Annotated in this window: 22 protein-coding genes; 7 read left to right on the forward strand and 15 right to left on the reverse strand. The window is 53.5% G+C overall.

Annotated elements, in window-relative coordinates; all coding sequences use genetic code 11:
* Positions 1–40: 40 nt before the first annotated feature.
* The 8 genes from tcuB to ybfF form a co-directional block, all read right to left on the reverse strand.
* Positions 41–1,153, reverse strand: coding sequence for a tricarballylate utilization 4Fe-4S protein TcuB (tcuB, locus tag JTI85_RS07490; protein ID WP_219352361.1), 1,113 nt, complete (start codon positions 1,151–1,153; stop codon positions 41–43).
* On the reverse strand, positions 1,140–2,543 hold the full coding sequence (tcuA, locus tag JTI85_RS07495) for an FAD-dependent tricarballylate dehydrogenase TcuA (protein ID WP_219352363.1): 1,404 nt from the start codon (positions 2,541–2,543) through the stop codon (positions 1,140–1,142). Before tcuA ends, tcuB begins: the two co-directional genes overlap by 14 nt.
* 97 nt (positions 2,544–2,640) lie before the next feature.
* A complete protein-coding gene (gene tcuR, locus JTI85_RS07500) occupies positions 2,641–3,567 on the reverse strand; it encodes a tricarballylate utilization LysR family transcriptional regulator TcuR (protein ID WP_048212276.1) in 927 nt (308 codons plus the stop codon).
* Between the two features lie 128 nt (positions 3,568–3,695).
* Entirely contained in the window at positions 3,696–4,142 is a 447-nt protein-coding gene (fur, locus tag JTI85_RS07505) for a ferric iron uptake transcriptional regulator (protein ID WP_003022836.1), read from the reverse strand.
* Entirely contained in the window at positions 4,135–4,221 is an 87-nt protein-coding gene (locus JTI85_RS07510) for a ryhB-regulated fur leader peptide (RefSeq protein ID WP_100247215.1), read from the reverse strand. Before JTI85_RS07510 ends, fur begins: the two co-directional genes overlap by 8 nt.
* A gap of 210 nt (positions 4,222–4,431) precedes the next feature.
* The gene (fldA, locus tag JTI85_RS07515; RefSeq protein ID WP_003022839.1) at positions 4,432–4,962 is read right to left on the reverse strand and encodes a flavodoxin FldA; all 531 of its coding nucleotides are present in this window, start codon (positions 4,960–4,962) and stop codon (positions 4,432–4,434) included.
* Between the two features lie 155 nt (positions 4,963–5,117).
* A complete protein-coding gene (ybfE, locus tag JTI85_RS07520; protein ID WP_005121400.1) occupies positions 5,118–5,405 on the reverse strand; it encodes a LexA regulated protein in 288 nt (95 codons plus the stop codon).
* A 128-nt stretch (positions 5,406–5,533) separates the two neighbouring features.
* Positions 5,534–6,307, reverse strand: a complete 774-nt coding sequence (ybfF, locus tag JTI85_RS07525) for an esterase (RefSeq protein WP_061068807.1) — start codon at positions 6,305–6,307, stop codon at positions 5,534–5,536.
* Between the two features lie 196 nt (positions 6,308–6,503).
* On the opposite strand from ybfF, the gene seqA reads away from it, so the two are divergent.
* Both seqA and pgm read left to right on the forward strand, forming a co-directional pair.
* Positions 6,504–7,046: a replication initiation negative regulator SeqA gene (gene seqA / locus JTI85_RS07530; protein WP_219352364.1), complete on the forward strand. Its 543-nt coding sequence runs from the start codon at positions 6,504–6,506 to the stop codon at positions 7,044–7,046.
* Between the two features lie 24 nt (positions 7,047–7,070).
* Complete coding sequence (gene pgm / locus JTI85_RS07535; RefSeq protein WP_061067528.1) at positions 7,071–8,711, forward strand: phosphoglucomutase (alpha-D-glucose-1,6-bisphosphate-dependent); 1,641 nt, start codon at positions 7,071–7,073, stop codon at positions 8,709–8,711.
* A gap of 99 nt (positions 8,712–8,810) precedes the next feature.
* On the opposite strand, the gene kdpE is transcribed toward pgm, so the two are convergent.
* Genes kdpE through kdpF form a run of 6 tightly spaced genes read right to left on the reverse strand, consistent with a single transcriptional unit; the run spans position 8,811 to position 16,592 of the window.
* On the reverse strand, positions 8,811–9,488 hold the full coding sequence (gene kdpE, locus JTI85_RS07540) for a two-component system response regulator KdpE (RefSeq protein ID WP_005121396.1): 678 nt from the start codon (positions 9,486–9,488) through the stop codon (positions 8,811–8,813).
* Complete coding sequence (kdpD, locus tag JTI85_RS07545) at positions 9,485–12,169, reverse strand: two-component system sensor histidine kinase KdpD (RefSeq protein WP_219352366.1); 2,685 nt, start codon at positions 12,167–12,169, stop codon at positions 9,485–9,487. Before kdpD ends, kdpE begins: the two co-directional genes overlap by 4 nt.
* Before the next feature lie 10 nt (positions 12,170–12,179).
* A complete protein-coding gene (kdpC, locus tag JTI85_RS07550) occupies positions 12,180–12,746 on the reverse strand; it encodes a potassium-transporting ATPase subunit KdpC (protein WP_061067529.1) in 567 nt (188 codons plus the stop codon).
* An 8-nt stretch (positions 12,747–12,754) separates the two neighbouring features.
* On the reverse strand, positions 12,755–14,803 hold the full coding sequence (gene kdpB, locus JTI85_RS07555; RefSeq protein WP_115600769.1) for a potassium-transporting ATPase subunit KdpB: 2,049 nt from the start codon (positions 14,801–14,803) through the stop codon (positions 12,755–12,757).
* Between the two features lie 20 nt (positions 14,804–14,823).
* A complete protein-coding gene (gene kdpA / locus JTI85_RS07560; RefSeq protein WP_219352368.1) occupies positions 14,824–16,503 on the reverse strand; it encodes a potassium-transporting ATPase subunit KdpA in 1,680 nt (559 codons plus the stop codon).
* A complete protein-coding gene (gene kdpF / locus JTI85_RS07565) occupies positions 16,503–16,592 on the reverse strand; it encodes a K(+)-transporting ATPase subunit F (protein WP_001670793.1) in 90 nt (29 codons plus the stop codon). The genes kdpA and kdpF overlap by 1 nt, the downstream gene beginning before the upstream one ends.
* A gap of 308 nt (positions 16,593–16,900) precedes the next feature.
* Here kdpF and JTI85_RS07570 point away from each other — a divergent pair, with 308 nt between their 5' ends.
* The 4 genes from JTI85_RS07570 (at position 16,901) to JTI85_RS07585 (ending at position 20,283) form a co-directional block, all read left to right on the forward strand.
* Positions 16,901–17,107, forward strand: a complete 207-nt coding sequence (locus JTI85_RS07570) for a YbfA family protein (protein WP_219352369.1) — start codon at positions 16,901–16,903, stop codon at positions 17,105–17,107.
* A gap of 97 nt (positions 17,108–17,204) precedes the next feature.
* Positions 17,205–17,759, forward strand: coding sequence for a DUF1722 domain-containing protein (locus JTI85_RS07575; protein WP_048212269.1), 555 nt, complete (start codon positions 17,205–17,207; stop codon positions 17,757–17,759).
* A gap of 18 nt (positions 17,760–17,777) precedes the next feature.
* The gene (gene phrB, locus JTI85_RS07580; RefSeq protein WP_137345347.1) at positions 17,778–19,196 is read left to right on the forward strand and encodes a deoxyribodipyrimidine photo-lyase; all 1,419 of its coding nucleotides are present in this window, start codon (positions 17,778–17,780) and stop codon (positions 19,194–19,196) included.
* A 160-nt stretch (positions 19,197–19,356) separates the two neighbouring features.
* Positions 19,357–20,283: an Rpn family recombination-promoting nuclease/putative transposase gene (locus JTI85_RS07585; protein WP_101742405.1), complete on the forward strand. Its 927-nt coding sequence runs from the start codon at positions 19,357–19,359 to the stop codon at positions 20,281–20,283.
* A gap of 50 nt (positions 20,284–20,333) precedes the next feature.
* On the opposite strand, the gene dtpD is transcribed toward JTI85_RS07585, so the two are convergent.
* Entirely contained in the window at positions 20,334–21,815 is a 1,482-nt protein-coding gene (dtpD, locus tag JTI85_RS07590; protein WP_137345345.1) for a dipeptide permease DtpD, read from the reverse strand.
* A 289-nt stretch (positions 21,816–22,104) separates the two neighbouring features.
* On the opposite strand from dtpD, the gene ybgI reads away from it, so the two are divergent.
* Positions 22,105–22,848 (forward strand): radiation resistance protein YbgI, encoded by a 744-nt coding sequence (gene ybgI / locus JTI85_RS07595; RefSeq protein ID WP_105242157.1) that lies wholly within the window; start codon positions 22,105–22,107, stop codon positions 22,846–22,848.

Consider the following 22,848-nt stretch of genomic DNA (forward strand, 5'->3'; position numbering starts at 1 on the left):
AACAAGAACGGGCGGAGAGATTTCTTCGCCCGTTTGCATTTTAGCGTCGTTTCTCAATTGCCCACTTGAGTAATGCCGCACAACGGTAAAATCCGTGGGCAAATTTTCCGTATGGGATGGTCAGAAATAGCGCCATCACGACACCAAGATGAATAGCAAGCAAAATAGCCATCCCTGAGGTATCTCTGCCTGCCAACAACGCTAAGCCCGTCAGACTCGTCAGTAGCAGCAACAGGATAAAACCGCGATCCATCGGTTTTTGCCGTGCGTCGCCATGTAGCGGTGAGCGCTTAAGGTTCAGCCATAACAAACCCGCTGGGCCGACAACCAGGCCAATGCCGCCTAATATGCCCAGCATGACCGGAACGCTGAGGAACGGATAGGGCGCTTCTATGTCGGCAAAGTAGTGATAGCCTGTTGCCACCACGGTGGCGGCAAAGCAGAGCAGAAAACCGTAGAAGGTGAAGTGATGGAAACGGCGGCGCATCAGGGTGAAGGCATCATCTGCTTCGTTACACCCTTTGCCGTGTCCGCCATCGAGATATTTCAGCGTCAGCGCATTGTGAGAGGCTTCAGCAATGTCAGAGGAACGCGGCATCCCCGGAGAAATCTCCCGCCAGAAGCGGATAACGCCCGCCATCAGCAGACCCATCGCCAGAATAAAGACTGAACCAAACATCCATGCCAGCAGGTTATGCGGGAAAATTTGGTAGAAATCTCCGGCCAGCGGGGGATGGAGTAACGTGCCTGTTAAACCTATAGCGAGGAGTAAAAACAGGATCAGACCGAAAACCAGCGACAGCGTCACGGTGACGCCTGCGCGACGATAAAGCGCGCCAAAGGCGGCGGGTTGCGCGTAGTGCTGATAGGTTTCCAGCCTTACTTCTGCCATTGCTTTCGGTACATTGATAGCAAATTCATGGGGCGGTGCGTATTGACACGCGTGCAGGCAGGCGCCGCAGTTATGGCACAAGTTGGCCAGATAGTTGATATCCGCTTTACCGAATTCCAGACGCTGAGTCATCGCCGGGAACACGGCGCAAAAACCCTCGCAATAGCGGCAGGCATTGCAGACTTGCATAACTCGTTCAACTTCAGCTTCCGGCTCGGTAAGCATTTTCGCTTCGATAATTAATTTCTCAAGCGGTTTCATGACGAGTCTCCTTACGTGCGGCCAGAGCGGCTTCTTTTCCGGCAATACGGCCAAAGGTGGTCCCAATCGACATGCCTACACCTGCGGTGTAGCCTTTTCCCAGCACGTTGCCCGCCATCATCTCCCCGGCGACGAACAGATTGCGACTTGGACGCCCGGCAAAATGCACTGCGGCGTGTTCATTCACCTTTAACCCCAGGTAGGTGAAGGTGATCCCCGGACGTAAGGCATAGCCATAGTAAGGTGGCGTATCCAGTGGTCGCGCCCAATGTGTTTTTGCCGGTGTCAGATTTTGTGTTGCACAGTTATCAAGAGTGGTGTGGTCAAAGTGGCCTGGCAGGCAGGCCCTGTTGTACTGCATGACAGTATGGGTAAAGCGCTCAGTATCCAGTCCTAACTGACGTGCCAGCTCTGCTAACGTAGTGGCCTGTGCGCCAGGAAAAACCGGGGGCATGAAGTGACCGATGGCTTTACTGTCGATAATGGAGTAACCAATTTGTCCGGGCTGGTGGGCGACCAGACGTCCCCAGATGGCATAACGTTTGGGCCAGAAATCCTCGCCTTCATCATAAAATCGTTCTGCATCGCGGTTCACTACGATGCCAAGCGAAACACAGTCCACGCGGGTGCAAATCCCGCCGTCATATAAGGGGGCCCGGGCATCAATCGCCACGCAGTGTGACTGGGAGGGGTCGCCGATGATGTCCGCGCCGGCATCGATCATAAATTTGAGCAGTACGCCCTGATTAAAGCGCGTGCCGCGAATGAGGAAGTTATCCGCAGGCCATTCACCGCGGGCGTTCTCACCCCAGGCTTCTCGCAGCCATTCGCGGTTAGATTCAAACCCGCCAGCGGCAAGCACGCAGGTCTTTGCCGGAATGCGCTCTGCACCAGCCAGCGCCGCTACGAACTCGCCGTTGTGCAGTTCAAGCGCCTGCACCGGTGTGTTATAGCGGATTTGCACCCCCAGTTTTTCTGCGCTGCGATAATAGGCATTCACCAGGGCTTTCCCGCCGCCCATAAAAAAGGCATTGGTTCGCGCCACGTGCAAAGCGCCAGAAAGTGGAGGTTGAAAGTTAACGCCGTGCTGGCGCATCCAGTCGCGGCATTGGGAAGAGGTACGGATCACCAGCCGTGCCAGGACCTCGTTGGTATTACCTTCTGTTACACGCAGCAGATCCTGCCAGAATTCCTCTTCTGGATAGCTCTCCACCAGTACATCCTGTGGCGCATCATGCATACAGCGTAAATTACGCGTGTGTTGGGAGTTTCCTCCGCGCCATTCACGCGGGGCTGCCTCAAGCAACAGTACCGAAGCGCCTTGCTCCCGGGCGGTTAAGGCGGCACATAGTGCAGCATTGCCGCCGCCAATCACCAGAACATCAACCATCGCATACTCCATTACCACTTAACCAATTGTTAAGTTTGTAATTAAAATGTATACGAGTAAGTTGTGTGGACGCTATGACGTGATGCTAAACAGCCCTTTAATTATTGTAAAGGATCGCACCTGGCCAGTGTCCAGATTCCACCAGTTGATGCATCACTTTGGCTAGTACCACACGGGCAGCGAGACCTGCTGGGGTGAGTTCATCGTCAGAAAGGCTGACCAAAAAGTTGGGGCGGCTAAGTATGGGATTATGGATGCCAATCACTCTTAATGTCTCTTTATCGAGATGGGAAATTGCCGCACCGGGCTGAAGTGTTGCACCGATTCCGCTGCGAACGGCGTGCATCAGTAGCGTCAGGCCGTCAATTTCTGTCGCGATCTCAATGTTCAGCGCATGCTCCTGGCTGATAGCATCCAGTCTGCCGCGCAGACCATGTCCTGGGCTTGGCATTATCAATGGAATACGTGCCAATTGGGCTGGAGCAATATTGTCATCGGTAATATCAGCCAGTAGGGCATGAGTACCAATTAAAAATAGCCGTTCTTCGAGAATCGGTCTGGCGCTCCAGCGCAGGATCTTTTCTTTTTGAAATACCACCGCCAGATCAATCTGGCGGGTATTAATCATTCGTTCCAGGTTACCAGAGAGGCTTTCCACCACATGCAGGCGGACATCACTATAGCTTTCCCGCATGGCGTTGATGAAAGGCATCCCAAGAACGGAAGCAGTACTGGGGGCCATGCCGACGCTGACGTGCCCGGAAAGTCTGGCCTCCCGTGCGGCGAGGATCGCATCGTCAGCGTGACGGAGCGCCAGCTGTGCCTGGGCGTAAAATGCCAGTCCAGCGCTGGTGGGCGTCACGCCACGCGAGGTACGTTGCAGCAGACGTATGGCGAGTTCGTTTTCCAGGCGGGTCATTTGCTGGCTGAGCGCCGAAACACCGATACTGAGGTCGAGCGCCGCGCTACCCATGCTGCCGGTTTCTACAATGCGCACAAAATAACGTAGCTGGCGAAGTTCCATTTCGACTCTCCGGAAGGGACAATTGATTTTTACATTAAAGCAACACAAGAGTGGAGGGAAGGGGAAACACGCTGATAACGCGCATAAAAAAAGCCAACCGGATGGTTGGCTTTTCAGAGAGCATTACATTACTTGCCGTCGTGCGCGTGCTCATCTTCGCGGCAATCGCCTTCAGCGCAGTGACCGTACAGATAGAGGCTATGGTTAGTTAAACGAATGCCATGTTTAGCCGCAATCTCACGTTGACGCGCTTCGATGGAGTCATCGCTGAACTCGACCACTTTGCCGCAGTCAAGGCAAATCAGGTGATCGTGATGATGCTGTTGAGTCAGTTCGAAGACGGATTTACCACCTTCAAAATTATGGCGGGTCACGATACCGGCATCATCAAACTGGTTCAGCACGCGATACACGGTCGCCAGACCAATTTCTTCACCCATGTCGATCAGGCGTTTGTATAAGTCTTCCGCACTGACGTGATGGTTATCCGGTTCCTGAAGAACTTCCAGAATCTTTAAACGAGGAAGCGTTACTTTCAGGCCAGCCTTCTTTAATGCGGTATTGTTGTCAGTCATGCGGAATCTGTCCTGTAGCTAAACGGTTCACTTCATTAACAGAAGTGACAGAAATTGCACTTGAGATAATGCGTATCATTATAGAACTGCCATGCCTAAATGAAAACTGCAAGTCTCTGGCAAATATTGTTAATCAAAACGTGGTATCACCAACAAACACACTGTGCAATACCCGATTGGCATCCAGCCATTGTACAGGGTCAGGCGAAAAAGTTACAAATTTGTAGCAATTATTTTGATTGGTTCTATCTATTGATGCGGCGCAGATGAATATCTACGCCGCACGAAATCAGGCATTGATGATTTCGTCGAGGTGCAGCTCTTCAGAGATCTGCTTAACCCATTTTTCTACGCGTTCAGCGGTCAGTTCCGGCTGGCGATCTTCATCGATAGCCAGACCGACAAAGTGGTCGTCATCTGCCAGACCTTTAGACGCTTCAAAATGGTAACCCGCCGTTGGCCAGTGGCCGACGATGGTGGCGCCGCGCGGCTCAATGATGTCACGGATGGTGCCTAACGCATCACAGAAATATTCTGCGTAATCTTCCTGGTCGCCACAGCCGAACAATGCCACCAGTTTACCGTTAAAATCAATGTCTTCGAGAGTAGGGAAGAAGTCGTCCCAGTCGCACTGCGCTTCACCGTAGTACCAGGTTGGGATGCCGAGCAGCAGAATGTCATACCCTTCCAGGTCTTCTTTGCTGCTTTTTGCAATGTCATGTACATCGGCAACGTCTTTACCAAGCTGTTTTTGAATCATTTTTGCGATATTTTCGGTATTACCGGTGTCGCTGCCGAAAAAGATGCCAGTGATTGCCATGAGTAAAATAACCTCTTGAAACTTATTGAAATGGTGGTGGCGCATTGCCCACGGATAAGGGCAATCATAGCAGAACAGTCAGGCATGCGGAAACAGCAAACACGCAGGACTGCACTCTGTGCTACACGATTTATGATTTAGAGCAGAAATTCAGACTAAGCCTGACCGCGCAATGCGGTGAGTTGGTTCATCAGCATCTCTTCGATGAGTTCACTGCGACTCATGTTGCGTGCCTCGGCCAGCTCGTTCAGAGCGTCAACGGCATCGGCGTTCAGTTTCAGTTCGACACGCTTAAGCCCGCGAACTTTGTCGCGTTTAAGCTGATTACGTTTGTTAATACGTAACTGTTCATCACGCGAGAGCGGATTAGTTTTGGGTCGTCCCGGGCGACGCTCCTGCGCGAACAGATCTAATGTCGTACGGTCCGTTTGTTCTTTGGCCATGATCTTGGTGACTTCGGGGAAACAATCAGCCAGGCGTCCGCCCGGATGGATAGCGCGCCATAATACATCAGCAGGGGAGGCGCGCCAACGCCCACGCGCGTAATCACGCGCGGACGCTGAGTTTTTAATCAGTTAACCTGCTCGCTCAGATAACGACGGATGGCGCGCAGCACCGCATCGGGTTTTTCCGCATGTACCCAATGGCCTGCGCCGGCAATAACGTGTGCGCGGGCCTGCGGGAATTGTGCCAGCAGCTGTTCGCGATATGCTTCGGTCACATAAGGTGAATTACCGCCGGGGATAAACAGCGCCGGGTGTTCCCACGCCGGAATGGTCTCCCAACCGACGATATGAGGATATTGATCCCACAATACGGGAACGTTAAAGCGCCACTCGCCGTCAACAAAGGATTTCAGCAGAAACTGGATAACACCTTCCTCTTGCAGGTGCTGACGCATAACGCTCGCCGCCTGCTGGCGTGAGGACGCTTGTGCATCGGTTACGGCATTGATTGCCGCAAAAATCTCATCGTGGCGGCGAACATGGTAGTCAACGGGAGCAATGTCGATGGCGACCAGCCGTTCGACACGTTCAGGAGCCAGCGCAGTCAGCGCCATAACGGCTTTACCGCCCATCGAGTGGCCAATAAAGATCGCTTTTTCAATCTGCCTGGCGTCCAGCGTATCCAGCAGATCTTGCGCCATGGCCGGATAATTCATCTCAGGTGAACGAGGGGAGAGACCATGATTTCGCATATCAACCTGGATGATGTCGTGATCGGCCACGAGATCGCGTGCCAGGATCCCGAGGTTATCCAGACTGCCAAACAGGCCGTGAACCAGGACGATGGGAGAATTATTGTGCGGGTTTTGCGCAGATTGCGCTCGGATATTCAATTTCATGGCAAAGTTCTTTTTTTCACACTGACGGGTTAGGGTATCATGTTGACCATTCTGCCACATGGCTGCAACAACTACGGTTACTCCGAGTTTTGCTGGTCACCAGGCTTGACGCTATCCGCTGTTAGGATTTGCCTTTACACTACAGCGTGTAAAGTCCTGACAACTTGTATTCAGCCAAACATTGCACTGGATTAAGATGAAAACGATTGAAGTTGATGATGAACTCTATAGCTATATTGCCAGCCACACCAAGCATATTGGCGAGAGCGCATCCGACATTTTACGGCGTATGTTGAAGTTTTCCGCCGCATCACAGCCTGTCACTCCGGTAGTAAAAGAAGTCCGCGCGGTACAACCTGTCGTGGAAGCCAAGCCGGTCAACCCTACGAAAGACAAAGTGCGCGCCATGCGTGAACTGCTGCTTTCCGATGAATATGCGGAACAGAAAAAAGCAGTGAATCGCTTTATGCTGGTGCTGTCTACACTTTGCTCACTGGATAACAACGCGTTCGCCGAAGCAACGGAATCGTTGCACGGACGTACGCGCGTTTATTTTGCAGCGGATGAACAGACGTTGCTGAAAAATGGTAATCAAACCAAACCGAAACACGTGCCAGGCACGCCATATTGGGTGATCACCAATACCAATACCGGCCGTAAATGCAGCATGGTTGAACACATCATGCAGTCAATGCAATTCCCCGCGGAGTTGATTGAAAAGGTTTGCGGAACAATTTAATCCTTGCATTAGAAGGACCAGGCAATGGCAATCCACAACCGTGCAGGTCAACCTGCGCAACAGAGTGATTTGATTAACGTCGCCCAACTGACGGCACAGTACTATGTACTGAAACCAACAGCAGGGAACGCTGAGCACGCCGTTAAGTTCGGTACGTCCGGACATCGCGGTAGTGCGGGTCGTCATAGTTTTAATGAGCCGCATATTCTGGCTATCGCTCAGGCGATTGCCGAAGAACGTGCGAAAAACGGGATTACAGGCCCGTGCTATGTGGGCAAGGATACCCACGCGTTGTCTGAACCGGCTTTCATCTCTGTGCTGGAAGTGCTGGCAGCGAACGGTGTTGATGTCATTGTGCAGGAAAACAACGGCTTTACGCCCACCCCTGCCGTGTCGAATGCTATCCTGGTCCACAATAAAAAAGGCGGTCCGCTGGCTGACGGCATTGTGATCACGCCGTCCCATAACCCACCAGAAGACGGCGGAATTAAATACAACCCGCCAAACGGTGGCCCGGCAGATACCAACGTCACCAAAGTCGTAGAAGACAGGGCTAATGCACTGTTGGCTGATGGTCTGAAAGGCGTGAAGCGTATTCCGCTGGATGCCGCGCTGGCGTCCGGTCATGTTAAAGAACAAGACCTGGTTCAACCCTTCGTGGAAGGGCTGGCAGATATCGTCGATATGGCGGCAATCCAGAAAGCGGGTCTGACGCTGGGCGTTGATCCACTGGGTGGTTCCGGTATCGAATACTGGAAACGTATCGCTCAGCACTACAACCTGAATCTGACCCTCGTTAACGATCAGGTCGACCAGACTTTCCGCTTTATGCATCTCGATAAAGACGGCGCCATTCGTATGGACTGTTCCTCCGAGTGCGCGATGGCCGGTCTGCTGGCGCTGCGTGACAAATTCGATTTGGCATTTGCCAATGACCCGGACTATGACCGCCACGGTATCGTAACACCGGCTGGACTGATGAATCCGAACCACTATCTGGCGGTAGCGATCAACTACCTGTTCCAGCATCGTCCGCAGTGGGGCAAAGATGTTGCCGTCGGTAAGACGCTGGTGTCATCGGCGATGATTGACCGTGTAGTGAATGAGTTAGGGCGTAAACTGGTTGAAGTGCCGGTTGGCTTTAAATGGTTTGTTGACGGTCTGTTTGACGGCAGTTTTGGCTTTGGTGGGGAAGAGAGCGCGGGGGCATCTTTCCTGCGTTTCGACGGTACACCGTGGTCAACCGACAAAGATGGCATCATCATGTGCCTGCTGGCAGCGGAAATTACGGCAGTGACAGGCAAGAACCCGCAAGAGCATTACAACGAACTGGCGGCGCGCTTTGGCGCACCGAGCTATAACCGAATTCAGGCTGGGGCCACCTCCGCGCAGAAAGCGGCGTTGTCTAAGCTCTCTCCGGAAATGGTGAGCGCCAGCACGCTGGCGGGCGACCCGATCACTGCGCGTCTGACGGCAGCGCCAGGCAACGGCGCATCGATTGGCGGCCTGAAGGTGATGACCGATAACGGCTGGTTTGCTGCGCGTCCTTCTGGTACCGAAGATGCTTACAAGATCTACTGCGAAAGCTTCCTCGGTGAGGAACACCGCAAGCAGATCGAGAAAGAAGCGGTCGAGATTGTCAGCGAAGTGTTGAAAAACGCATAAATCACCTGCCGGATAAGACGCTAGCGTCGTCATCCGGTATGAATGATGAAAAAGCCGGATAGCGTATCAGCTGATCCGGCTTTTTTATTCAGTGCATATTCACGGCATAAACCGATAGCCAATTCCGGTTTCGGTGAGAAAATGACGCGGGCGGGCCGGGTCCAGTTCCAGCTTCTGGCGCAGGTGTCCCATATAAATACGCAGATAGTGACTGTGTTCGACGGCGTTTGGTCCCCAAACCTGATTCAATAACTGACGTTGCGTCAGCACCTTCCCGGCGTTATTCAGCAATACCGCTAACAGGCGAAACTCAATCGGCGTCAAATGAATTTCTTCGTCACCCCGGTGTACGAGGCGGGCGGCGATATCCACTTTAACATTAGAAAAATGCACGACCGGTTCGGGAGACGTCCCGCTGGCGTGGCGACGCAATGCCACACGCAATCGCGCCTGCAGCTCGCCAATACCAAAAGGTTTGCTGAGATAGTCATCGGCTCCGGCATCCAGCGCGGCGATTTTATCGCTTTCCTCACTGCGGGCTGAAAGCACAATCACCGGGATCGCGCTCCATTGACGCAGGTCGCGAATAAAATCAATGCCGTCGCCATCCGGCAGGCCGAGATCGAGAATGATGAGATCGGGTTTTCGCGTGGCGGCTTCCAGCAGACCACGTTGCAGCGTTTCCGCTTCAAATACACGTAGCCCATCGGCCTCCAGCGCGGTGCGTAGAAAGCGGCGAATGGCCTGTTCATCTTCAACAATCAGTACGTTCGTCACATATCCTCATGAAAATCTTCAAGTTCAGGGGGAATTTCCTGGGGCAGTGTAACACGAAAACATGCTCCTCCCTGCGCGCGATTGTGGACAGAAATAGTCCCGCCATGCACGTCTACAATGGCCTGACAAATTGCCAGCCCCAGCCCAACGCCTGGCACCGATGACTCTTTATTTCCCCGAGAAAATTTGTCAAAAACGCGCTGTTCCATACCCGATGGAACACCCGGCCCATTATCCCAGACGTCCAGTTGCAGGTGTTCGCCATCAACGCTGGCATCAATACCGATCTGCGCCTGTGGGCCCGCGTATTTGACGGCATTTTCCAGCAGATTAATCAGCACCCGTTCAAAGAGCGGGCCATCGACGTGAATCAATGTCAACGGTTCTGGTAACGACAGATTTATCGGGGCAGAGAGACCTGGCTCCAGCATCTGCAGGGCGCTGCCGACCACCTCTTCCAGCGTTAACCACTCCTTCTTAAGATTAAAGCCGCCAGACTGAATTCGCGCCATATCCAGCAGGTTATTCACCAGTCGGGTCGTGTTCAGGACGTGCTGGCGAATTTCGCTGGCCTGACGTGCGTGCGGCGATCCTTCGCTTGCCAGATCCAGCGTTAAGATTTCTGCCTGGCCGAACAACACCGTCAATGGCGTGCGCAAATCGTGGGACAGAGCAGCGAGCAGGGCGTTGCGAATACTTTCGCGCTCGCTGGCAAATCGGGCCTGCTCTTCGCTGGCGGTTAGCGTCAGGCGTTCCAGCGCACTGGCGACCAGTAAAGTGAAGGTTTCCAGCAGGCGTTGCTGTTCGGGGATCATCAACTGGCGTAAATTTCCCGGTTCCACGACCAGCAGCCCATGCGTTTTGTCGGCGCTTTTTAACGGTAAAATTTGATACGGCACGCCGGGTAAGGTGTCAGTGCCTGCGCCGGCGGGTTGCCCTTTATCAAAGCTCCATTGGGCAATAGCGTCATCCCAAGGCGTCATGCCCTGTTGATGGGTGAGAGGGGCCAGCTTACCGTTCTCGCCGGGCAGTAAAACCTGGCTGCGGGCCTGAAACGTTGAAGCGATAAACTGTTCGCTGGTGGCGGCGATATCCTGCTGGCTCCGTCCGACGGCCAGCGCTTTCGACATCTCGTACAAATGGCGCGTACGCTGCTCACGATAACGGGCAACTCGCGCCTGATAACGCACCCCGGCGGTCAGATTACCGATAACCAGACCTACCGTTAGCATCACGGCAAAGGTAAGCAGGTACTGGACGTCGGAAACGGCAAGCGTGCCGCGTGGCGCAATAAAGAAGAGATCAAAGCTGGCAACGTTGATAAACGTCGCCACCACCGATGGCCAGCGCCCGTAGAACAGGGCGATCACCACCACGCCCAGTAGATAGAGCATCACCAGGTTGGCTGCGTCAAATGCAACCAACCACTGCATGGCAATCAATGTCGTAACAGCACACAATGCAGCAGCGACCACACAACCCTGGATTTGTACCCGCCATTTATCCTTAAAGGTGCGGTTATCTGCGGTTTGCAGCACAGGGCGTGCAGGGGGCTCATCGAGGGCTACAATCATCAGATCGAGATCCGGTGCGCGATGGGCCAGCTTGTCAGCAAAGGAGTCGCTGCGCCACCAGCGACGCGTAGTTGGACGCCCGAGGACAATTTTCCCCAGATTATGCTCACGGGCATAGCGGATCACCGCTTTATCTTCGGCAGGGTCGGAGAGAGTGGCCGTTTCAGCCCCCAGTTCCTGTGCCAGTCGCAGCGCGCTTAAGATTGCCCGCCGCCGTTTTTCGGGTAGCCGGTGTAGCGCAGGTGTTTCGACATACACCGCATGCCAGACGCTACCCAGACGCGCTGCCAGACGCGCGGCGGCACGCACTAGCTTTTCGCTGCCGGTGTTGTGTCCAATACACAGCAATATGGCGTCGCGGGTATGCCAGACTTTCTCCTCTCCCGGACGTCCACGCCAGGCACGCATCTGATCGTCAACCCGATCGGCCGTGCGGCGCAGGGCCAGCTCACGTAGCGCGATCAAGTTACCTTTGCGAAAGAAATGCTCGATGGCTCTTTCCGCCTGACCGGCGATATAGACCTTGCCTTCGTTCAGGCGCTGACGCAAATCGTCGGGGGGGAGATCGACCAGTACCACGTCGTCAGCGGCATCGAAAAACGGGTCAGGAACGGTTTCGCGTACCTGAATACCGGTGACGCCGCTGACCACATCATTCAGGCTTTCCAGGTGCTGAACGTTAACGGTGGTAAAAACATCAATCCCGGCTTCCAGCAGTTCTTCAATATCCTGCCAGCGGCGGGGGTGGCGTGAGCCTGGCGCATTGCTGTGTGCCAGTTCGTCCATCAAAATCAGCGCCGGGCGGCGGGCGAGGGCGGCATCAAGATCGAACTCGCTGATATGCCGCCCACGGTGTGCCTGACGTTTCAACGGCAGCACGGTGAGACCGTCAAGCAGTGCGGCGGTCTCCTTGCGCCCGTGGGTTTCCACCACGCCAATCAGCACATCCAACTCCTGCGACCGCAGTCGCTGGGCCTCCGCCAGCATGGCCCAGGTTTTCCCCACGCCCGCACAGGCGCCGAAGAAAATTTTCAGTTTTCCCCGGTGCGGAGCGGTGGTCTGCTCCAGCAGGCGATCGGGGTTAGGACGTAGGGGTTCGTTATGCATGTCCTTTTTCTCAGTGCTTATCCAGCGCTAAATTAAGTTCCACCAGGTTCACCACCGGCTGGCCGATAAAACTGACCAACGGCTTTTGCGTGTATTGTGCAACCAGGCGCGTGACCTCTTCAACGCTGAGGTTGCGAGCCTGCGCCACGCGGGGGATTTGCCAGGCCACCGCAGCTGGCGTCAGGTTGTTATCCAGCCCGCTGGCGGAAGCTGTTACCAGCTCTACCGGAACGGCAGGATTTGCCTGCGGGTTGGCGGCACGCAGCGCGGCAATCCGGCTTTGCAGCTGTTTATCCAGTTCCGGGTTGCTGGCTGCCAGATTACTGCCGCCTGAAGCCATTGGATTATAGGGCATTTCCGCTGTGGCTGAGGGGCGTCCCTGAAAATAACCGGCAGCGGTAAACTGTTGCCCAATGAGCTTGGAGCCGCGAACAATCTGACCTTCGCGGAGAAGCGACCCGTTAGCCTGGTGGGGGAACCACCACTGCCCCAGCGCGGTGGTCAGCAGCGGATAAACACCGCCGGTGATAAGCATCAGGAAAAGCAATGTTGATAATGCAGGACGTAATCCACTCATCTGAAACCTCACACCAGACCCAGCAGGGTCAGCAGTAAATCAATTACTTTGATACCGATAAACGGCACAACCAGGCCACCCAGGCCGTAGATCCACAGATTGCGGCGCAGCATCGCGGAAGCGGATAACGGCTTATAGCTCACGCCTTTCAGCGCCAGTGGGATCAGGAAGACGATGACCAGCGCATTGAAGATGACGGCGCTGAGGATCGCCGAATCCGGCGAATGCAGTCGCATGACGTTCAGTGCGTTAAGCTGCGGGTAAGTTGCGGCGAACGCAGCCGGGATGATGGCGAAATATTTCGCAACGTCGTTGGCGATACTAAAGGTGGTCAGCGACCCACGCGTCATCAGCATCTGTTTACCAATGTGCACCACTTCAATCAGTTTGGTGGGGTTGGAGTCGAGATCCACCATATTGCCCGCTTCTTTCGCTGCCTGGGTTCCGGAGTTCATGGCAACGGCAACATCGGCCTGCGCAAGGGCTGGAGCGTCGTTAGTTCCGTCTCCGGTCATCGCCACCAGACGACCTTCTGCCTGATACTGACGAATTAGCGCCAGCTTGGCTTCCGGTGTGGCTTCGGCTAAGAAGTCATCCACACCGGCCTCTGCGGCGATTGCTGCAGCAGTCAGGCGGTTATCGCCGGTGATCATCACTGTTTTGATGCCCATTTTGCGCAGTTGGGCAAACCGTTCTTTAATCCCACCTTTTACGATATCTTTCAGGGCAATCACACCCAGTACGTGGGAGCCTTCGGCCACCACCAGCGGCGTTGCGCCAAGGCGAGCAACGTTTTCGACCTTCTGCTCCACATCGGCAGGGAAGTGGCCGCCGTTAGCTTCGACGTGACGACGAATGGCATCAACCGAGCCTTTGCGGATCATCCGGTTGTCGATGTTGATACCGCTCATCCGACTCTGCGCGGTAAACGGCACAAAGGTGGCATGGAGCGACTGTACGTCACGAATACGCAGGTTAAAGCGCTGTTTAGCCAGGACAACGATGCTGCGACCTTCCGGTGTTTCATCGGCCAGTGATGAAAGCTGCGCGGCATCGGCCAGCGTTTTTTCGTCCACGCCGTGGGCGGGCAGAAAATCAGAAGCCTGACGGTTACCCAGCGTGATGGTGCCGGTTTTATCCAGCAGCAGTACGTCCACATCACCAGCCGCTTCTACTGCACGTCCGCTGGTGGCAATGACGTTCGCACCCAACATGCGACTCATCCCGGCGACGCCAATCGCGGAGAGCAGACCACCGATCGTGGTGGGGATCAGACAGACCAACAGGGCAACCAGCACCGTGATGCTGACTGCACTGCCGCCCCAGGCAGAGAACGGCCACAACGTGGCGGTTGCCAGCAGAAAGACGATAGTCAGGGCAATCAGCAGGATCGTCAGCGCGATTTCATTGGGCGTTTTACGCCGCTGTGCGCCTTCGACCATGGCAATCATTCGGTCGAGGAATGTTTCTCCGGGGTTGACGCTACACGCGATCACCAGCCAGTCCGAGAGAATGCGTGTCCCGCCAGTGACGGAGGCAAAATCGCCGCCGGATTCACGGATTACAGGCGCGGATTCACCGGTAATGGCGCTTTCATCTACCGACGCGCCGCCTTCGATAACTTCGCCGTCACACGGGATAATATCGCCAGCTTCCACCAGCACGATATCCCCTTTACGTAACTCTTCGGCTGGCACGTGATCCATTTGCGCACCATATTTCGGTTCACGAAGTTTGCGGGCAAAGGCGGTTTTTTTAACCCCTTTCAGGCTGTTGGCCTGCGCTTTACTACGCCCTTCAGCCAGCGCTTCCGCAAAGTTAGCGAACAGAACAGTCACCCATAGCCAGAGGCTTATCGCGCCGGTAAACAGTGGATTACCTGACATATGGCCTGTCGCCATCGCCACCGTTAACAGGGTGGTCAGCAGGCTGCCCAGCCAGACGATAAACATCACCGGGTTACGCCACTGAGTATGTGGACTTAATTTTTTCACGGCGTCCATCAGCGCTTGTGCGACCAGAGAAGGTTCGAACAGCGCCAGTTGCTTGCGACTCATAGTCATGTGCTCCGCATCACTCAACGTAAAGAGAGGTATTCTGCTACCGGGCCAAGCGCCAGCGCAGGAACAAAGGTGAGGGCGCCAACCAGCAACACGGTACCGATCAACAACCCAACAAACAGCGCACCGTGGGTAGGTAGCGTGCCGGGACTTGCTGGCTGGCTCTTTTTACCAACAAGTGAACCGGCAATCGCCATCACCGGGATAATGACGCCGAAGCGGCCGAAGAACATGCATAAGGCCAGCAGGCAGTTCCAGAACGGGCTGTTGGCGCTTAACCCGGCGAAGGCACTACCATTGTTGTTCGAGGCGGACGACACGGCATACAGCACTTCGCTAAAACCATGCGGCCCGGGATTGAGCATGGCGCTACGCCCAGCATCGCTCATCATGGCTATCGCTGTCCCAAGCAGGACCAGCGCAGGGGTAACCAGAATCGCCAGCGCGGTCATTTTCATTTCGCGGACATCGATTTTTTTACCCAGATATTCCGGCGTGCGACCAATCATCAGTCCGGCAATAAAGACCGCCAGCAGCACGAACAACAGCATGCCGTACAACCCAGACCCCACACCGCCGAACACCACTTCGCCAATCTGCATCAACCACATCGGCACCATGCCGCCCAGCGCAGTGAAGGAGTCGTGCATAGCAATGACTGCGCCACAGGATGCGGCTGTCGTGACGACTGCAAACAGACTACTGACCAGCACGCCAAAGCGGCTCTCTTTACCTTCCATGTTGATATTGCTGTCTGCGCCAAACGCCATCAGATGCGGGTTACCCTGCACTTCGGCCCACATTACAACCGCTACGCAAACAACAAAAATAAGCGACATAGCCCACAGCAGGGTGCGTCCCTGTCGGCGATCGCCCACGACGTCGCCGAAGGCGAAACACAGCGCCGTGGGAATTAAGAAGATTGCCAGCATCTGGACCAGGTTGGTCAGTGCGGTTGGGTTTTCAAACGGATGTGAGGAGTTGGCATTAAAAAAGCCGCCGCCGTTGGTACCGAGCATCTTAATGGCCTCTTGTGAGGCGACAGGTCCCATCGGTAGCAGTTGTTTTGTCCCTTCGAGCATGGTGATCGCCTGATAAGGCAGCAGGTTTTGCAGCGCACCTTGTTGGATGAAAAACAGCGCGATGAGCAGAGAAATCGGCAGCAATATCCACAGCGTAATGCGGACCAGATCCACCCAGGCGTTGCCCAGCGTGTTCATACTCTGGCGCGTAAAGGCGCGAGCCAGGGCAAAGATCACCGCAATACCGGTCGCCGCAGACAGGAAATTCTGCACGGTCAGGCCGGCCATCTGGCTGAAGTAGCTTAAAGTTGTTTCACCCGCATAGGACTGCCAGTTGGTGTTGGTCACAAAACTAACAGCGGTATTGAGCGCGAGATCCCACGATAGCCCCGGTAACTGTTGTGGATTCAGCGGCAGCAGGTTTTGCGCCATTAACATCGCAAACAGTATCAGCAGGCCGAGGATATTAAGTGCGAGGATCGCCAGCAAATAGTGCAGCCAGGTCATTTCCTGCTGCGAAATACCCAGCCCACGCCACAGCACACGCTCAACGCCGGCAAGACCGGGTAAGGATGTGTTGTTGATAAGACGCGCCAGCCCAAAGCCCAGCGGCCTGGCGAGAACAAACAGCACCAGCAGGAAACTGGCGATGAGTAAAAATCCTTGCGCTGCCATCAGAACGCCTCCGCATTAATCAAGGCATACACCAGATAACCCAGTAACAAAAAGACCAGCACAATGCCGGTTATCACGCCTGCACTCACAGTGCACCTCCAGTGGCATAAATGTGATAACCAGAGCGTAGGTTTTTGGTTGCAAAGATTTCGCAAAAATCTGCGGACGGGGTGTAAAAAAAGTATAAAAATGGCAAAGACCATTATTTAACTAATGATTAGTATTAATTTAACCTTTATGTAACTTAATTACGAATTTACGTTAAACGAAGCATCAATAGATAAAAATAAGTGGTCGGATGAGTAGCAAAATTACACACAAGGCGGTATTATTTTCATCAGTTAACCAAGTTTATTTTTCCGGTGCTATTCACCGAACAGATATATGGGAGAGGATTATGGACTTTTATAAAGAATATCCAGCACACATTGTTTTCTTGCGCCGTACCTTTGCCGTACTGGCTGGTGTTCTGGCGCTGCCGGTCATGCTGTTCTGGAAAGACCGTGCCCGTTTTTACAGCTACCTGCATCGCGTCTGGTCGAAAACCAGTGATAAGCCGGTGTGGATGGAGCAGGCTGAAAAAGCCACCGGCGATTTCTACTAAGTTACCGTTCAGGCTCAAAAAAACCGCCAACAGCAATGTGGCGGTTTTTTTATACGTCGCAGTCTACACTTACCTGTGTAACGGATAAGGAGTGGCGATGAGCAAGAGAGTTCCTGTTGGTGTCCGCGCCTGTCTGACCGCAGAAGCGAACGATAAATTTCTGTTTGACGAGAATACGCTGGTACGTATTTATGCCTTGCATGAATTGCACCGACTGCGCCAGAGCGGATTATCACGTGGCGCATTGATTGATTTTCACACCCGTTACAAGCTGGTGTTACTGGCACACTCCCAACCGGAGTATCGTGAGCTCGGCCCTTTTGTTGCCGCAATCCACGAATGGGCAAGCCTCGATGCTTTTTATACGGAGTACCGTTTACGGTTGATTCATCTGTTGTTTAATAACGCGACCCGACGCAACCATACCAATGTCCTGATGCATGTGCAGGGCTATTTCCGTAACCAGCTCAATCTTCGTCAACGTCAGGAACTGACCTCAATAATCGATAACTATCGACGTGAGATGCAGCCGCTGCTTGCGCCATTGATGCTCCTCCAACACTATATGACGGAGCACCCGAACAGCTGGTTGTCCGGGCAACGTTACTTTGAACTCTGGCCTGCGATTCTGCGTTTACACGGCAAAGCTTAATTTTTATTTGGGAGTTTTATGACCACTCATCTGGTCTGGTTTCGGCGAGATTTACGTTTGCATGACAATCTTGCGCTGGCAGCGGCATGTCGGGATCGTTCGGCACGGGTATTGGCGTTATATATTGCCACGCCCGCACAGTGGAAAGCGCATGATATGTCACCGCGTCAGGCGGCGTTTGTCGGCAAGCAGTTGAATGCGCTGCAAACGGCGCTGGCAGAAAAAGGCATCCCGCTGCTGGTTTATGACGTCGGGGATTTCACAGCCAGCGTAGAGATAGTCAAAAATGTCTGCGCACAGCATGACGTTAGCCGACTGTTTTATAACTATCAGTACGAAATCAACGAACGCCAGCGCGATGCTCAGGTTGAAAAATCATTATCGCAGGTGGTCTGTGAGGGTTTTGACGATAGCGTAATCCTGGCACCGGGCGCGGTAATGACCGGGAATCATGAGATGTATAAAGTCTTTACACCGTTTAAAAATGCCTGGCTGAAGCGGTTAAAAGACAGTATCCCGGAGTGTGTTGCGGCACCAAAAGCCCGCGAAAGCGGCGCAATTCCCCCCCCATCAACGCCAATTACGCTCAATTATCCACAGCAGGATTTTGATGTGGCGCTTTTCCCGGTAGAAGAAAAATCGGTTATCGCGCAATTACGTCAGTTTTGCCAGCAGGGCGCGGCAGAATATGAGCAACAACGTGATTTCCCGGCAAATGAAGGCACCAGCCGGTTGTCGGCAAGCCTTGCCACCGGTGGGTTATCACCGCGCCAGTGTCTGCACCGTTTGTTAGTCGAGCAACCGCAGGCGCTAGAGGGAGGCGCCGGGAGCGTTTGGCTAAACGAGCTCATCTGGCGCGAATTTTACCGCCATCTACTGACGTACTATCCTGCACTGTGTCGGCATCAGCCCTTTATTCGCTGGACTGATCGTGTGCAATGGCAAAATAGCGTGACGCATCTTCAGGCATGGCAGACGGGAAATACAGGGTATCCAATCGTAGATGCGGCGATGCGCCAGCTTAACGGCACAGGGTGGATGCATAATCGTTTACGCATGATCGCGGCTAGCTTTTTGGTGAAAGACCTGCTGATCGACTGGCGAAAAGGCGAGCAGTATTTTATGTCACAACTGATCGACGGTGATCTGGCGGCGAATAATGGTGGCTGGCAGTGGGCTGCTTCTACCGGAACGGATGCTGCGCCGTATTTCCGTATTTTTAACCCCACCACGCAGGGGGAGAAATTCGACCGTGACGGTGATTTTATCCGCCAATGGGTACCGGAATTACGCGATGTACCGGGAAAAGCCATTCACGAACCGTGGCCGTGGGCGGAGAAAATGCAGGTGACACTCAACTATCCTCGTCCGATTGTCGATCATAAGCAGGCAAGGCTGGCGACGCTGTCGGCATATGAGGCGGCGCGTAAAGGGTAAAGGCATGGTGGATTTTGCGTAATACCTTCCAACAGAATGAACATGTTGCAGTCGGGCGATTTTAGCGCTGAAGCGTGCGCTCAGTACCGTGAATACCCTGCTGCACAAGTTTTCTCTCAGCAGTAAATTTCCGTCATCTGAATGAAAATGACGGAAATTAATGACAACGCCAACGACCTCCACCCCGCATGATGCGGTGTTTAAAACGTTTTTACATCATCCCGAAACTGCACGAGATTTTCTCGACATTCACCTGCCAGCTGAACTGCGGATGCTTTGCGATTTGAATTCGCTGCAACTGGAGTCAGAAAGCTTTATTGAAGCGGATTTACGTTCGCGCTACTCCGACGTGCTCTGGTCTTTGCACACACGCAACGGTGACGGTTATGTCTATGTGGTGATAGAGCATCAAAGTTCAGCCGAGCCACATATGGCTTTTCGTCTGTTGCGTTATGCGCTAGCGGCGATGCAGCGCCATCTGGACGCAGGGCACAAGGAACTGCCGCTGGTGATACCGATGCTGTTTTATCATGGCTGCCGAAGCCCCTATCCGTACTCATTGTGCTGGCTGGATGCCTTTGCCGACCCCGTGGCGGCAAGACAGCTTTATTCCAGCGCATTTCCGTTGGTAGACATAACGGTGGTACCCGATGATGAGATCATGGCTCACAGGCGAATGGCGCTGCTGGAATTAATGCAAAAACATATCCGTCAGCGGGATTTGATGGGGCTGGTAGAGCAACTGACCACGCTACTACTTACCGGATGCGCTAATGACACGCAACTGCAGGCGATGTTTAATTACATCCTACGATCCGGCGATGAATCTCGCTTTAATGAGTTTATGCAAGAGATGGCACAACGGATCCCCCAACATAAGGAGAGGCTGATGACTATTGCGGAGCGGTTACGGTTAGATGGATTACAGGAAGGTTTACAACAAGGGCTACAACAAGGCAAAGAAGTAGGAAAGCGAGAAGCTGCATTACGTATAGCGCAAACTATGCTGGAGCAGGGAATAGATCGCGCAATGGTACTACTAGTGACGGGGCTTACTGAAGAGGAACTCGCTGCAAGTTATGCGTAATTACCCGAAAAAACAGGCCCGAATAGTATTACATCATCGGGCCCTTACACTCAGGATTCTACCGCCAGCGGACGGTTTCTGAACTTAAGCGACTGGTACAGCCAAATCATCAGCACCAACGCCACACAGGCCAGCGCGCCCCAGGTAATTTCGCTAAAGACATCAATATAGGCGTTGATGGAATAGTTGATAGCACCGGAAGCATCAAACGCGCCCTGTGATGTCTGGTCGGCAATCACACCCGCCAGGTAGTTGGCAATGGCCCCGGAAAGCAGCATATAGATGCCGGTTAATACGCCGGTTACCCCTGGGATCTCAATGCGTGTAATTTGTGACATGGCGACAGGGTCGATAAACAGTTCGGCAAAGCCCATGACCGCCAGCCCCAATACCATCAGCGGCATGGAAGAGTGGCCGTAAGCTGCGGACCAACGGGCGCTTAAGGTCAGAATACAGAAACCCGCACTCATTAACCCCAGACCGAGAGCAAACTTACCCCAGATACGAACGGTACGATTGCCACTCACGCTTTCTTTGACCACCCAGGCCAGCACGATACCGCACAACATAACGGCGAAGGCGTTTACCGACTGAAACATGGCAGTAGGGACTGAATATCCCATCACGTCGCGATTAACAAAACGGTCGATATACAAGCTGATGGAGCTACCACCCTGCTGTGCAAAGGCCCAGAACAACAAGCTGAAGAAGGTCAGCGTGACGATAAGCCCCAGCTCTTTACGCTGTTTCTGCGTTTGCGCCTGACGGTAAATTTTTGCCAGAACAGCCAAACCAATGACGGTGGCGACAATCAGCGCGTACACGGACCACTCTTTCCAGAACAGGACGGTAATTAAAAGCGGTGCGGCGACCAGCAGAACCAGCAGCCAGGCCCAGTTCGGCAGAATGAGCGATTTGGCACACAGCACGGTTTTGTTGACGCCGGTGGTGTGAGCGAAATGACGATTCCCGCATAAGAAAATGACCAGCCCGGCCAGCATACCGATAGCGGCCAGCGCAAAGCCCATTGCCCAACTGTACTCTTCCTGCACATAGCCGCAGGCGATAGGGGCAATAATTGAACCAATGTTACCGGCGGCATAGAGCAGAGAGAACCCGCCGTCACGGCGCGGATCTTCTGGTTTATACAATTCACCCAGCAGGCAACTGATGTTGGATTTAAACAAACCGTAGCCACAGACAATAATGGCCAGAGATAAATAGAGAAACGCCGGAGCCATTTCACTGGCGCCCAGGACCAGATGTCCCACTGCCATCAAAAATGCGCCAATCATTACCGCCATGCGGTTACCGAGCACTTTATCCGCCAGGTATCCCCCGAGAATAGGCGTGACATACACCAGCGAACAGTAAGCACTGAACAGTTCATACGCATGATTATCGTTGTACTTAAGCTGGTTAGTGAGATACAGGATCAGCAGTGCACGCATGCCATAAAAACTGAAGTATTCCCAAATTTGCAGCGCGACAACGTAATAAATCGCGCGCGGCTGAGATGCTTGTTTATTCATTATTTTCTCGAAGTAAATGCCTCACGACGGGAGGAACGTGCCGTGTGAGTGTGTTTCCTTAAAGTTGTAACTTTGATACAGATCTGATTATTTTTGCAATATGCTGTCTGATTGCATAAATATACATGAATAAAATCTCATGGTGGTAAGCAATTTACGTTTACAGGCCGCGTGATTGTTTCTTGATGTGTCAGCGAAATGGCTATCGACGAACGGAGATGAGGACGCTATTTTAACTGAAGCTGTGTTGCTGATTGGGCAGGCAGAATTTATGACAACGAGGACGATGATGAAAAACACCGAGCTGGAACAACTGATTAACGACAAGCTGAACAGCGCAGCCATAAGCGACTATGCACCGAATGGTTTGCAGGTTGAGGGCAAAGAAACGGTGCAAAAAATCGTGACCGGCGTAACCGCAAGCCAGGCATTACTGGATGAGGCTGTTCGCCTTGGGGCCGATGCGGTCATCGTTCATCATGGTTATTTCTGGAAAGGCGAATCTCCGGTTATTCGTGGCATGAAGCGCCGGCGTCTGAAAACGCTGCTGGAAAATGACATCAACCTGTATGGCTGGCATCTGCCGTTGGATGCCCACCCCGAACTGGGGAATAACGCACAGCTGGCCGCGCTATTGGGGATCACGGTGATGGGGGAGATAGAGCCTCTGGTACCGTGGGGGGAACTCTCTATGCCGGTTCCTGGGCTGGAACTGGCATCCTGGATTGAAGCGCGTCTGGGACGTAAACCGTTATGGTGCGGTGATACCGGGCCTGAAAACGTTCAGCGTGTTGCCTGGTGTACGGGGGGCGGTCAAAGTTTCATTGATACCGCAGCCCGCTTTGGTGTTGATGCTTTTATTACCGGGGAAGTTTCTGAACAAACCATTCACTCTGCCCGCGAGCAGGGACTGCATTTCTATGCTGCCGGTCACCATGCTACCGAACGCGGCGGTATTCGTGCATTGAGCGAATGGCTGAATGAAAATACCGATCTGGATGTGACGTTCGTCGACATCCCTAACCCAGCCTGA

This window comes from Citrobacter sp. Colony219 (genome assembly GCF_019382635.1).
Taxonomy (GTDB): domain Bacteria; phylum Pseudomonadota; class Gammaproteobacteria; order Enterobacterales; family Enterobacteriaceae; genus Citrobacter; species Citrobacter youngae.

Excerpts from the sequence above, each read along its gene's own strand:
- kdpD (WP_219352366.1), bottom strand. The coding sequence starts at position 12,169 with ATGCATAACGAACCCCTACGTCCTAACCCCGATCGCCTGCTGGAGCAG.
- JTI85_RS07575 (WP_048212269.1), top strand. The coding sequence starts at position 17,205 with ATGAGCAAGAGAGTTCCTGTTGGTGTCCGCGCCTGTCTGACCGCAGAA.
- fldA (WP_003022839.1), bottom strand. The coding sequence starts at position 4,962 with ATGGCAATCACTGGCATCTTTTTCGGCAGCGACACCGGTAATACCGAA.
- dtpD (WP_137345345.1), bottom strand. The coding sequence starts at position 21,815 with ATGAATAAACAAGCATCTCAGCCGCGCGCGATTTATTACGTTGTCGCG.
- tcuB (WP_219352361.1), bottom strand. The coding sequence starts at position 1,153 with ATGAAACCGCTTGAGAAATTAATTATCGAAGCGAAAATGCTTACCGAG.
- kdpB (WP_115600769.1), bottom strand. The coding sequence starts at position 14,803 with ATGAGTCGCAAGCAACTGGCGCTGTTCGAACCTTCTCTGGTCGCACAA.
- phrB (WP_137345347.1), top strand. The coding sequence starts at position 17,778 with ATGACCACTCATCTGGTCTGGTTTCGGCGAGATTTACGTTTGCATGAC.
- seqA (WP_219352364.1), top strand. The coding sequence starts at position 6,504 with ATGAAAACGATTGAAGTTGATGATGAACTCTATAGCTATATTGCCAGC.
- ybfF (WP_061068807.1), bottom strand. The coding sequence starts at position 6,307 with ATGAAATTGAATATCCGAGCGCAATCTGCGCAAAACCCGCACAATAAT.
- ybfE (WP_005121400.1), bottom strand. The coding sequence starts at position 5,405 with ATGGCCAAAGAACAAACGGACCGTACGACATTAGATCTGTTCGCGCAG.
- fur (WP_003022836.1), bottom strand. The coding sequence starts at position 4,142 with ATGACTGACAACAATACCGCATTAAAGAAGGCTGGCCTGAAAGTAACG.
- kdpA (WP_219352368.1), bottom strand. The coding sequence starts at position 16,503 with ATGGCAGCGCAAGGATTTTTACTCATCGCCAGTTTCCTGCTGGTGCTG.
- ybgI (WP_105242157.1), top strand. The coding sequence starts at position 22,105 with ATGAAAAACACCGAGCTGGAACAACTGATTAACGACAAGCTGAACAGC.
- JTI85_RS07570 (WP_219352369.1), top strand. The coding sequence starts at position 16,901 with ATGGACTTTTATAAAGAATATCCAGCACACATTGTTTTCTTGCGCCGT.
- tcuA (WP_219352363.1), bottom strand. The coding sequence starts at position 2,543 with ATGGTTGATGTTCTGGTGATTGGCGGCGGCAATGCTGCACTATGTGCC.
- tcuR (WP_048212276.1), bottom strand. The coding sequence starts at position 3,567 with ATGGAACTTCGCCAGCTACGTTATTTTGTGCGCATTGTAGAAACCGGC.
- JTI85_RS07510 (WP_100247215.1), bottom strand. The coding sequence starts at position 4,221 with ATGATACGCATTATCTCAAGTGCAATTTCTGTCACTTCTGTTAATGAA.
- JTI85_RS07585 (WP_101742405.1), top strand. The coding sequence starts at position 19,357 with ATGACAACGCCAACGACCTCCACCCCGCATGATGCGGTGTTTAAAACG.
- kdpC (WP_061067529.1), bottom strand. The coding sequence starts at position 12,746 with ATGAGTGGATTACGTCCTGCATTATCAACATTGCTTTTCCTGATGCTT.
- pgm (WP_061067528.1), top strand. The coding sequence starts at position 7,071 with ATGGCAATCCACAACCGTGCAGGTCAACCTGCGCAACAGAGTGATTTG.